The following is an 11186-nucleotide window of genomic DNA, read 5'->3' on the forward strand; positions in this document are numbered from 1 at the left end:
AGTCTAATTAAAAAGGAATGCGTGAACAAAAATTAATGAGTTGGTTCATATACTTACTACAAAATTGTGTTTCATGATTTGGAGGTGAACTTTTTGGAAAAGTATCCGTGGTGGACTGATTTTCAGAAACAATTGGCTGATGAGGTTTTAGAATTCGCATATAGTGTGGCACCGCGAGCCTTGGAGGCGGTGTGGAAAAGGGAGCACCCCGCTGACCTGGTGAAAATGGTTGGGGATAAGGGATGGTTTGGGGTTCTTGTTCCGGAAGAGTATGGTGGTATGGGTAAAAATGGTGGAGTCACCTCAAGTGCCATAATAACTGAAGGTTTAACCGCTGTGGGAATGCTGGGTGGCTTATTCTTCTCCACGCAGTTTGGTGGAGTAAAACAATTGTCCACATTTGGTACTCCGGAGCAGAAGGAGCGCTGGCTCACCAGGGTGGCGCGGGGCGAAGTAATAGGTGCACTGGGTTTGACAGAACCATTTGTGGGAAGTGATGCTGCGGGGATCAAAACTATTGCCGTGAAGGATGGGGATGAATGGGTGATTAATGGTAAAAAGAGATTTATAACGAATACCGGAGTCGCAAACATGTACTTTGTGTACGCAAAAACCAGTAATGAACCGGGAGATATTCAGGCTAGAAGGCACTTGACCGCTTTTGTAGTAGACAAAGGAACACCCGGGTTTAGTGTTGAGAGAATAAACGAATTAGCAGTATTTGATGCTGTGCGCAACGGGACCCTAAACTTTGACAATGTACGGGTATCGGAAGAAAACATAGTGGGTGGAATTGGTGGGGCCTGGGGAGTACTAACTAATGGATTAAATTTTGAGAGACTGATGATTGCGGTGTGTATGATTGCTGTAATAAAGGAAGCTCTAAGGAATGCGTTATTTTTTACTGAGCGAAGGGTACAGTTCGGGCAGAGAACCCTTGATTTTGAGAGTAACCAGTACCGGATGGCAGACATTATTATGCGGCTGAAATCAACCAGACTCCTTTGTTATTATACCGCTTATCAGGAGGATTTGGGTAACAATCCTATTATAGAAGCGAATGCGGCAAAGATTCTGGCAACGGAGCTAGCCCGAGAATCGGCGATTGATGCCTTACAAGTCTGTGGCGGAGATGCTTTCACAAAATACTACACGGTAGAGCAGCTTCTTAGAGATTCAAAGATAAACGAGGTCGGTGGCGGCACTAACGAGGTTTTAAGGCGTCTCATAGTCTATGTGTATCGAAGACTATTTGCAAATGAGATTAGGCAGCCCAGAAGAAGAATACATAAGGAGCTGAGAATTCCAATACCTTACTTTGAACCAGTTGAAAAGAAAGCAGCGCCTACCAGTCCTGAGGAAATGGAGACTGCTGTTCTTGAAGCCCTTGGGGAAGACTATTTTGTGAATCCGGGCTTACATATGAAGCGGGAGGAATTGATGGAAGATACCGGTTTGAGTGATGAGCAGTTGGATGAGACTCTCCTCTCATTAGAGGAGAAAAACTTAGTAGACCTTTGGAGAGATCGCCGTGGAGTTATCCGGTTGGCGAAGGCTACTTATGAGGGACTGAACAAGGCAAAACCTCTCGAATTCTACTGCTGGTATCCTCAGTGGAGCAGGAAGGAAGAAAGGTTCTGAAAAACCAAATTTCTTTCCTTCTCCATAGTGTTTTTAACCATTTCTGATTTAATTTTTAATCATAGACTATGACTGGTAGGTCAGGGGGTTAAATGGTTAAGAAAAGTTCACATAAGGAAACGATAATTGCCCGATTCTTCATTTTACCCAGAAGATTTTTTCCCACCACTTTATCACTTCTTCTAGTAACGGATAGGAGAATGATCTTTCTGTCAAAAGGTAGGGGTTATCTGAAAAAGGGCGCTTCTGAACCAGTCATGACTCAAAGCGTCTTTAACAGCGAAGAACTCGATAAAATAGTTGAAATAAATGAAAGCAATTACTACTTTGAACTGGGAGAAGTGGCGGAAGTGGAATTGAACACTTCACCTTTCAGAGAAGAAACCTTTGGCTATTATCTAAAAATTACGACAAAGAAAAAGAAAACCAAATGGGATCTAAGATTCGATGACCTAGAAAAATTCAGAGAAACCATGAAGAAACTCAAGCTAAACTACGTCGAAAAATAACGAAGAAAATATTACCTTCTTTCTAGTAGTGTGCGGGCTCGGGATGAATCTTTTTAACGTATTTTGTTTCAAAGATGTCTTTCTCTTGCAGAAGGTGTTTGAGGTATCCCAGCTTTTTGAGGACCGGCACAAAGGCCATAGTTGATTCTATATATTCACGGGAGAGCTGTGCGCAGTATTTTGGGGAGACCGCATAAGTTTTCACAACAAAATCCAAACTTAATCCCTTTATCTCCTCGGAAACCATTTTAGCTGCCTCACTGGGATTTTCTCGGATTAGGGTGCAGGCTTTTTTATGCATCTTCAGAAATTCTATAATCAGCTGGGCATTCTTCTCCAACTCTTTTCTAACCAGTATACCATAGCTCGGATTATAGGGCCAAAGCTTATCTGGGGGCAAAACCATTTTCACATCCATCTGCTGAGATGCAGCGACCAACAAGGCGGGAGTCCCCACCGCGGCATCTATTTCTCCGGATTCTAGGGCTTCTGGAAGAAACTCCGCCCACTGATAGTTCTCCACATTTACCTCCTTTATTTTCAGTTTTTCAATTAGGTCGCGTATGATGACGTCGTGTATTGATCCTTGAGAGGGGGTACCTATTTTCTTGCCTGAGAATTGTTCTAGGGTTCTGCGGGTTTCCCCTAGCTCTTGGAGCGATTTGTAATTTTTCTGGGCTATCATAACGGTGCCCTCAACATGTCCTCCCCCTACACAAATTATGGGAAGTCCCTTATCTATGGCAATCATTGCGGGAGGCAGACCAATATATCCGATGTCGATATCCTTTTTACTAAATGCTTCAGTCATTGCTGGACCCGTGGCGTAGAGCCTCCAGTCCACCTTTGAGCCAGTTTGCTTTTCCACCCATTCTCCACCTTTCAGAATATAGGAGGTGTGATACATTGTGGGCAAATAACCTATTTTGAGCTTTTTCAATTATTCAACCCCCTGCTATTGGGACAAAGATTAGAACAGTGTCTCCCTCATTTATCCTTGCGTCCAAGTTTTTTACCTCTTTTCCATTGAGCATTATCCTGACATGCTCTTTCAGAGACCCCTTTTCGTCCACTATTGCTTCACTAAACTTTTTTCCATACTTTTTACATAAATATTCTATGAGTAATGGGATGGTTTCTTTTCTTTCGATTTCTATGGTTCCCATTCCCACTATTTCCCGGAGCATTGTTAGAAACTTCACCTCAATCATTAAACTTCACCCTATCATTTTTCGGCGTTATAACCTAATTTCTCTTTGATTCACATTTGAAAACAATAAATGGTGGGATTTAAGAATTCCTAAAATCCCCTAAGTTTATAAAATTTTAACTATTTGTTTTATTTGTGGGATGAAATTGGATGAATTATTTTCATATCCTGAAAAAATACAGGGCATATTTATCGAGGTTCCCCGAAGACCCCGGCTTCCTCAGATTAAATACCTATTCGTGTTCACAAACCACCGAATCATATTTATCCGTGGACTGGACATACTAAAAAACCCGCCCCCCGAAATAAATCCAGAATCACAAATCATAAACTGGAGTTCCGTGAGTAAAGTGGTGGAGAACATTAAAGGAAGCTACCAGATTCCCCTGTACGAAATTCAGGAAATAATAGTGAACACCTATTGGCGTAAAGTAACTATATACGGTTACCTCATGATAATAAAAACCTATGACGGGAAAGAGTATAAGTGGAACCTAAAATTCGAAGACCTTGAAAAATTAGAAAAGCTAATCAAAGAACTAGACATACCTTTCAGCAAAATTCGCAAGTAAAAAACAGAATATTTTCGATTTTCTTTTGTAAAAAATATTGAAAGCAAATATATTCTCTATAATACAATGTTTTATAATTCAACTTAACCATAAATTAAACGTTTAAAGGAGTGATTCAAAAATGGAACTTATAGATAAAGTGTTAATACCCAACTGGACCACGAAGCAAATTCTGGACAATAAAATTGTTGAAAAAGCTTCAAAAGATATTAACGCCGAAGTAACAAAGGTCAAAAAGGAAAAAGACTCAGCCCTTATACACCTCAGTACAACTATATCCTTAAAATCTATGGGCGCAGATTTTCTTGTTAAACTAAAAGATGCTAAGAAAGGAGCCATAGTAGAGGTCCAAGGAGAATCTAAAGTCGACCTAGAAGATCCTAGAATTCTAGAAAAAACCGGCTATAAATTGCTTGAAAAAATCCAAAAGCTGTGCAAATAATACAAGTTTTTAAAAAAATATTTGAATCCGTGTAGACTCGTAACGAAATTAAGAAAATTAGTTTCGGGATTAAAAAGTTGATGTAAAATTGATTTTGATATGGGTCTATAGTCCTCTTCAACGGGTTTCAGATGCGCCTCCGACAATTTTAGTTCTTTTTTACAAAAGGGGGACTTGTTAAGGCTTTTTCGCGGAGCTGGAGTCTAAAAAAAGCATCTAATTTCCGGTCGAATCCGCCCCGAGACTAAGAAATGTACTAAAAACTCCTTACTTTCTGATTTTAAGAATGAAAGTCAACTTAAAAGATAAATATTGTGATTATTACATCCTCATTTAAAAATTAAAGTGGGAAAAAGGAAAAAATTAAATTTTAAAGTATTTGTACGATTCGGCCTACGCAATTCGGATTTGCAAACTTATCCACGTAATAGTCACAGCCAGTTCCTACTTTTTGTCCCGCGTCAGAACTTGTTATACGTCCTAAGGCGCAAATGTGTTTTCCATCTGATTTGAATATTTTCTCAATGTTAAATGCACTACAACTATCCTTAAATGGGCAATTTTTAACTTCATACATTATTGTTTTTTCGTCCACAGTACTGTAGCTTATTTCTGGAGGCAATATTTTGAAAAACGCTAATTTATTTAACGATTGTTTCCAAGCTTCCGCAAGACTTGAGACTCCACTAGTCTGGCCTGCTTCCATCTGTTTAGCCACCGCTGTAGTTCCAATACGCTGAGAGGTCCCAGTTGAACCCTGTAGAGTAGCTTCTGTCTTTCCCATAGCATAAATAAGCGCATTAAAACCGTAAGGATAGTTTTCAAAATTTTTACCTAGATACTCCTGTACCTGAGACCATTCCCAAGCTTCACAACCTTCCGGAGGCTCTTGACCCACTTTTTCTGCTTCAAACTCTACAGTATTCTTCTTAGCCAGTCGGCTAAAGGCTGGACCATAAAGCTTTTCTTGGTTTTGCAAAATCGCCACACAAATACCCAAAAGAGCATTGCCATCAACTTGATCATATTCTGTCTTTATGCTTTCCATATCACCGCATCCACCTATACATATTTTTGAAACTAGAAACTATTTTTGTATAATATTTCCAAAAAATCTCAATTAAATATTTCTTAAAATGCGAAAAATTTAAAAAATTCCCTAAAAAATTGTGAAAAATATAATATTTCTCGAATTTTTTGAACATGTTTATTAAGAATTAAGGATACAAACTTTTATAAAATTAAAATACTGCACTAAGTTAATTCGAGTCTAGGTTTGAAAACACAATTTTTGTAGAATAAATTTTCAATAAAGGGGCGTAAAAAGTTTCTGGTGCAACTTGTTTGGGAGGATGGTTTTGGTTGGCTGATGGTTTGGGTTTTACTCCGTTTTCTAATCGCTCTTATTTTTCCTCTTTTTGCCCAAAGAATCCTTTTTAGAGCTTATTTTAGAAGGGAACTGAAACCCTCAAAAGCCAACCACCCACCAATCAAAAGTGTCCCCAAACCCTAAAATGCGCCAAAGACTTTTTATGCCCCAATAAAGGAATGAAAAATAATGAAGCATGTTAACCGTATTTTTTTGCGAAATCCTTCAATATTGCTTCTGCCTCACTCATTATGTTTTCAATGACCTCTTTACAGGTCATAAGTTCATGTATTCTCAGCGAAACCTGACCCGCCCATATAGCCCCGTCTTCAATGTTTCCTTCCGGTCCCTTAGCCCTATAGGTGCCATCAGACTCAAAAGCCCAGACATCCTCCATAGTTATCTCTTCATTCTTCAACATCTGGGTAAGCTCAAATAACTTGAGAGAATACTTGTTCTTCAAGTGTCTTAAAGGCCCATACACACCTTGAGTAACTATGCTAGTTGCTTCTTTAGGAAACTTCTTCGAAGAATCAATTATTGCCTGCTTAACCTTATCGTTAAACTCACACTCCTTAGTAACAATGAATCGGGTACCCATGTAGATTCCCTGAGCACCAAAAGACAGCATAGCAACCAGACCCTTCCCATCACACACTCCGCCACCACCAATAACCGGAACATTCACTTCTTTAACCACTTCCGGAACGAGCACGAAAGTGTGGACTGGCTCATAGGCTACATGGCCTCCCGCCTCGTAACCGGTAACTATTAGTCCATCCACTCCTGACTTTTCAGACTTCTTCGCGTGGTATACGCTGGGAACTGTTTGGAACCGAAGCATTCCTGCTTCCTGAATTTTTTTGAGATGCGGTTGCATGGGATCGCCTGCAGAGCAGAGAACCATCTTCAACTTTTTTTGAAGGTTGGGATCCTTTTCCCGCTCCTCAATTAAAGCATCAAGCAACATTGGTACGTCAGGTTGTTCTGGCGCCACTCGAAAGTTAACTCCAAAACTACCCTTAGCTTTCTTACCCACCTCTCTTACTGCGCCCATCATTCTGTCTTTGACATCGTTAAAGGCTTTTATTTTGGTTTCTTCGTCCGCGATTATCGCGAGGATGCCGTACTCGGGGGAAGGCGCAGGATGGCTTACCATTCCGAATCCTCCAGCAGTAGCTACAGCCGCTGCAAGTTCTTTAGTATCAAACGGTCCCATAGCAGCCTGGATGATTGGGTATTCGATTTCTAGCATGTCCATAATTTTTGTCTTAATCATAAAATCACCGTTAGGGTTTCATTTAGTTTAATTGTCCAATTTTTCTATGTAACCTTAGTAACTTTTTGGTTTAATGGATTTGTTTGATTTATTAAGGTTACGCTAAGACTAGTGAATTGTATAAGTGAATCTAGCGCAGTGGAACCTTCGGCTTTTTATTATGGCCCATTTTTATGCTGGGTTTTAGCAAAAGATATAATACTTTATTATCATAATTATTATAACGATCTTATTGTGTTATTGGATGTATAGTGTATGGAAGATTTGAGAATTGTTGGGAGTGGTATGCCGTTTTTGGATTCGCTCTTGGGTGGTGGATTCTTATCAAACTCTATTATTGTGATATCTCACCAGGCAGCGATAAACTTCTGGGAGCTTGTCTACCGAATATTGCTTAATGATTTTGATGAAAGATTTTATTTGGTTATGGTTACTTTTCACTTATCTCTGGAGGAGTATTTAGACCGGGCTAAATATTCGATGTTTGGCTCAGATATTTCTAGAGAAATCATGGAAATGCTTACCACCAGTGGCTATAATATTATAGATTGTTTCAATATATCTCCTGGTGTAGAAGACTCGAAAATTGATAATACTTACTATGTATCTAATCCCTTTAATACAGATAATCTTTTATCTGTGATGTCTAAGGTTAGGGAGAGCGTTCCAGGAGGCAAATGGGTTCGCTGGTGTTTTTACAATTTAACGAATATGAGCATCGGAGTTCCCGAGGATGAATTGGTGAAGTTTTGTAGGAGAGCTTTCCGCTATCACAAGAGTCATGGGGACTTGGCAGTCTACTTGTTAAATGAGAAGGCTCATACTGATATTTTTTACGCCAAGGTTTATCAACTATCGGATGTTTTCATCAAGCTTGTTTCTGAAGAAACCCCAAAGGGAATAAGGAATGGAATTCAAGTAATTAAAAGCGTTTTTCCCTTCCAGTCAAAAAAGACTTTTTATAATGTGGGCGAAAAGGGACAAATTCAATTCAGTACAGATGATCAAGAAATTGAGCCACAAATATCAAATAGTAGCTATTTCAGAGCTAGGTTTCTTGAAAGTGTAAAGAAAAGTGGTGAGGATTCGAAGCTTTTCAGGACTGGAATTTCCAAGTTAGATAACTTGCTTGGTGGAGGAATATTTTCTAACTCTGTAGTAATTACTTCCTTTCAGTACGGTGTTAGAACTCTGGATCCTCTTCATCACATCTTTCAAAACAAGTTTGATGAAAAAACTCACGTAATTCAAGTTAATTATCGTTTTTCGGCACAGGAATACGAAACTCGCTCCAAAGTTCTGGAGCAGAGAACCGAGATCCACAAAGCACCCGTGAAAAGCTTTTCACACGGCAATATGAGCGTCATTGATTGTTTCAACATCCCCCAGAATGAAAATAATATGCGAAAGGGTAACGTTTATCCTGTCTCCAACCCTTTTGACGTGGATAAACTTCTCTCAGTGATGACCAGCGTTAGAAATGCGGTACCAGAAGATAAATCGGTTTTTTGGATCTTTTACAGCCTAACAGACATGAGTATTGGCATTTCTGAGGATGAATTGTTAAAGTTTTGCAGGAGAGCTTTTAGCTACCATAAATGGCATGGAGACCTAGCACTCTACACCCTCAAGGAGCAGGCCCATTCCGAAATATTCCACGCCAAACTATACCAACTGTCGGATGTTTTAATAAAGTTTATCGCAGAAAACATGGAAGAGGGATTAGATACCAGTATCCAAATATTAAAGAGTCCTCTTTACTATAATCCGACAAAGACCAAGTACCGATTAAATGAGAAAGGCCACATCCAATTCCTAGATGACTAACAATTAAGATGTGAAAAATTTTAAAAAATATTATATAATTTTGCATAAAATTAATTAGTTGCAGTTACTACTCTTTTTTTGTTTTTGGTGGTGGTAAAATTTGATGAGTTTTGAGAGTGAACAGAAAATCTTCGAAATTAGTAATGTTAAGATTGGCGGTCAACCTGGAGAGTTGCCCACTGTTTTGATAGGTTCAATATTTTATGATAGACATAAGATAGTTAGCGATCACATGGAAGGCGTTTTTGATACAAAAAAAGCAGAGGAACTAATTAATAGACAGGAAGAAATGTCTGATAAGACGGGGAATCCCCACATGGTAGATATAGTAGCATCCACTGGAATCGCTATTAAAAAATATATTAAATTTGTCTCTGGAATTACGGAAGCTCCCTTCTTGATTGACAGCACGGCTACCGATGTTAAGTTAGACGGGTTAAAATACGCGGCTGAGACGGGCTTGCTAGACCGGGCCATATATAATTCTATAACGTTTCATGTTTCAGACCAAGAAATTACAGAACTTAAAAATACGGGTGCCAAATCAGCAATCCTACTAGGATATAACCCCCGAAACGTGAAACCCCAGGGAAGAATCGATCTCTTAAAGGGTGATGAGAACAAAAAAGGCTTGATACAATATGCTGAGGAAGCCGGAATTAAAAATATGCTAGTTGACACAGCTGTTCTCGATGTTCCGAGTATCGGCATTGCAGCGGAGGCTGTTAAACTAGTAAAGCAGGAATTTGGACTGCCCTGTGGTGGAGGCCCTTTAAACGCAGTGCTAGAGTGGAAAAGAGTGACTGAACTGGGAGAGAATGCGAAAAAAGTTTGTGCCGCAGCCGCAGTAACGGCCATGATACACGCCGGAGCAAACTGGGTACTATACGGACCTATTTATAATTCAGATGTTGTATTCCCTGCTGTAGCAATGGTAGATTCCACAATTGCGTACACAAAATCTAGAATGCGCGTAATCAACATACAGACGAAGAATCACCCCCTCTACAAAATATTCTAATTACTCTAGCTGTTTAATGAACTATTTTTGATATATTCAAAACCTTGAACTTCAAGGTATTCATACAATTGAAAAAGGATATGTTTAAATAAGTAGACTTTCAAATTTAAAAATTATTTTAATGTAATTAATATAAAAGAGGGATTAATTTGATTTCAGGAAAAAAGGGAGATGCTAAATCATCAAATAAAATAACTAAAAAAACGGTAATTGGCAGAGTTATTAAAAAGGAAGCTGAGAAGGGAAGACTATTTGGTAAGACCGCTTTAATAACTGGGGCTGGTGCTGGTATTGGAAGAGCGATTGCTTTACGCTTCTCCGAGGAGGGGGCAAATGTTTGCTTAACCTACAATACTAATCGTGAGGGTGGAGAGCAGGTGGTGAAAGAGATTGAAGAGATGGGTGGAACCGCTCAAGCAGTACAGCTAGACGTGAGAGATGCGGAGCGGGTAAACAAGGTGTTTGGGGAAATTTCGGCAAATCATGGAAACATTGATATTCTGGTGAACAATGCGGGCACATATACTCTCACTCTGGTTAGGGATATGACAGATGAACAGCTCCAAGAGATGTTTAGTGTTCATGTTTTCGGGACTGTTTACTGCTCCAGAGCTGCCGTTAGATCGATGAATGAGGGTGGAAGAATATTAAACATAAGTTCTATAACTTCGTTTTCGGGTGACATTGCTATGTCTCATTATAGTGCGGCGAAAGCGGCTATAATAGGATTCACCAAGTCACTAGCACTAGAAGTTGCGCGTAGAGGAATCACCGTAAACGCTATTGCGCCCGGTATTATTGCTACTCCCATGTCGAAAATGATGGACGATGTGGCACCGGATTTCACTAAGAATATTCCTATTCCCCGATTAGGTACACCAGAGGAAGTAGCCAATGTTGCGATTTTCTTGGCATCCCCAGAGGCGAGCTATATAACAGGAGCAGTATTTGTCATAGATGGGGGGCTCTCACTATATACTCCAATGAATCAAACATTATACAAATTATTTCTAGAGGCAGAGCTTAGCCAAAAATAAAATTGCTCTAAATAATTGGCTCTAGTCTAGACTTGGTAGAGCGTTTAATACATAGGCGAAGGCTTCCCACTTCCATTTTTTATATCTTCTTTCAGTCTCTTCGACTACATTTTTTATCACTTCACGGGTTTTGTTCGGAGTTTTACCGAAAAATAATTTATGGAAAATACTACTACTCCAAACGTCTATTGGGAAGGTGTTTTTTGTCAGGTTTACTCCGGCTGAATATTTTCCGATTCCTGGTAGCTTAATTAATTTTTTTATAGCTTCGTCTGGCAC

11 protein-coding genes and 1 pseudogene are annotated in these 11186 nt (G+C 39.4%); 7 read left to right on the plus strand and 5 right to left on the minus strand.

Going from position 1 to position 11186, the window contains the following annotated elements; all coding sequences use genetic code 11:
- Window positions 1-93: 93 nt before the first annotated feature.
- Window positions 94-1641 (plus strand): acyl-CoA dehydrogenase family protein, encoded by a 1548-nt coding sequence (locus ACUVXA_RS09885; RefSeq protein ID WP_445871093.1) that lies wholly within the window; start codon window positions 94-96, stop codon window positions 1639-1641.
- Window positions 1642-1733: 92 nt separating this feature from the next.
- Window positions 1734-2150, plus strand: coding sequence for a hypothetical protein (locus ACUVXA_RS09890; RefSeq protein WP_445871094.1), 417 nt, complete (start codon window positions 1734-1736; stop codon window positions 2148-2150).
- Window positions 2151-2172: 22 nt separating this feature from the next.
- Here the strand turns inward: ACUVXA_RS09890 and ACUVXA_RS09895 are convergent, their stop codons facing one another.
- Window positions 2173-3090, minus strand: coding sequence for an ABC transporter substrate-binding protein (locus ACUVXA_RS09895; protein WP_445871095.1), 918 nt, complete (start codon window positions 3088-3090; stop codon window positions 2173-2175).
- Window positions 3091-3094: 4 nt separating this feature from the next.
- Window positions 3095-3361: a MoaD/ThiS family protein gene (locus ACUVXA_RS09900; protein ID WP_445871096.1), complete on the minus strand. Its 267-nt coding sequence runs from the start codon at window positions 3359-3361 to the stop codon at window positions 3095-3097.
- A 145-nt stretch (window positions 3362-3506) separates the two neighbouring features.
- On the opposite strand from ACUVXA_RS09900, the gene ACUVXA_RS09905 reads away from it, so the two are divergent.
- Both ACUVXA_RS09905 and ACUVXA_RS09910 read left to right on the plus strand, forming a co-directional pair.
- The gene (locus ACUVXA_RS09905) at window positions 3507-3932 is read left to right on the plus strand and encodes a hypothetical protein (protein ID WP_445871097.1); all 426 of its coding nucleotides are present in this window, start codon (window positions 3507-3509) and stop codon (window positions 3930-3932) included.
- A 121-nt stretch (window positions 3933-4053) separates the two neighbouring features.
- On the plus strand, window positions 4054-4374 hold the full coding sequence (locus tag ACUVXA_RS09910) for a hypothetical protein (protein WP_445871098.1): 321 nt from the start codon (window positions 4054-4056) through the stop codon (window positions 4372-4374).
- A gap of 370 nt (window positions 4375-4744) precedes the next feature.
- Here the strand turns inward: ACUVXA_RS09910 and ACUVXA_RS09915 are convergent, their stop codons facing one another.
- On the minus strand, window positions 4745-5422 hold the full coding sequence (locus tag ACUVXA_RS09915; RefSeq protein WP_445871099.1) for a hypothetical protein: 678 nt from the start codon (window positions 5420-5422) through the stop codon (window positions 4745-4747).
- A gap of 520 nt (window positions 5423-5942) precedes the next feature.
- A complete protein-coding gene (locus ACUVXA_RS09920) occupies window positions 5943-7022 on the minus strand; it encodes an NAD(P)H-dependent flavin oxidoreductase (protein WP_445871100.1) in 1080 nt (359 codons plus the stop codon).
- Window positions 7023-7277: 255 nt separating this feature from the next.
- Here ACUVXA_RS09920 and ACUVXA_RS09925 point away from each other — a divergent pair, with 255 nt between their 5' ends.
- The 3 genes from ACUVXA_RS09925 to ACUVXA_RS09935 all read left to right on the plus strand — a co-directional run bounded on the left by ACUVXA_RS09925 (window position 7278) and on the right by ACUVXA_RS09935 (window position 10907).
- Window positions 7278-8849, plus strand: a complete 1572-nt coding sequence (locus tag ACUVXA_RS09925; protein WP_445871101.1) for a hypothetical protein — start codon at window positions 7278-7280, stop codon at window positions 8847-8849.
- A 103-nt stretch (window positions 8850-8952) separates the two neighbouring features.
- Complete coding sequence (mtrH, locus tag ACUVXA_RS09930; RefSeq protein WP_445871102.1) at window positions 8953-9870, plus strand: tetrahydromethanopterin S-methyltransferase subunit H; 918 nt, start codon at window positions 8953-8955, stop codon at window positions 9868-9870.
- 149 nt (window positions 9871-10019) lie between these two features.
- A complete protein-coding gene (locus ACUVXA_RS09935) occupies window positions 10020-10907 on the plus strand; it encodes an SDR family NAD(P)-dependent oxidoreductase (RefSeq protein WP_445871103.1) in 888 nt (295 codons plus the stop codon).
- 21 nt (window positions 10908-10928) lie between these two features.
- On the opposite strand, the pseudogene ACUVXA_RS09940 reads toward ACUVXA_RS09935, so the two are convergent.
- Window positions 10929-11186 (minus strand): annotated as a pseudogene (locus tag ACUVXA_RS09940) (hypothetical protein); the annotation flags it as partial.

This window comes from Candidatus Jordarchaeum sp. (genome assembly GCF_052745115.1).

What these genes read in the sequence shown, in the direction of transcription:
- ACUVXA_RS09890 (WP_445871094.1), top strand. Translation starts at nt 1,734, where the DNA reads ATGGTTAAGAAAAGTTCACATAAGGAAACGATAATTGCCCGATTCTTC.
- ACUVXA_RS09900 (WP_445871096.1), bottom strand. Translation starts at nt 3,361, where the DNA reads ATGATTGAGGTGAAGTTTCTAACAATGCTCCGGGAAATAGTGGGAATG.
- ACUVXA_RS09910 (WP_445871098.1), top strand. Translation starts at nt 4,054, where the DNA reads ATGGAACTTATAGATAAAGTGTTAATACCCAACTGGACCACGAAGCAA.
- ACUVXA_RS09915 (WP_445871099.1), bottom strand. Translation starts at nt 5,422, where the DNA reads ATGGAAAGCATAAAGACAGAATATGATCAAGTTGATGGCAATGCTCTT.
- ACUVXA_RS09920 (WP_445871100.1), bottom strand. Translation starts at nt 7,022, where the DNA reads ATGATTAAGACAAAAATTATGGACATGCTAGAAATCGAATACCCAATC.
- ACUVXA_RS09925 (WP_445871101.1), top strand. Translation starts at nt 7,278, where the DNA reads ATGGAAGATTTGAGAATTGTTGGGAGTGGTATGCCGTTTTTGGATTCG.
- mtrH (WP_445871102.1), top strand. Translation starts at nt 8,953, where the DNA reads ATGAGTTTTGAGAGTGAACAGAAAATCTTCGAAATTAGTAATGTTAAG.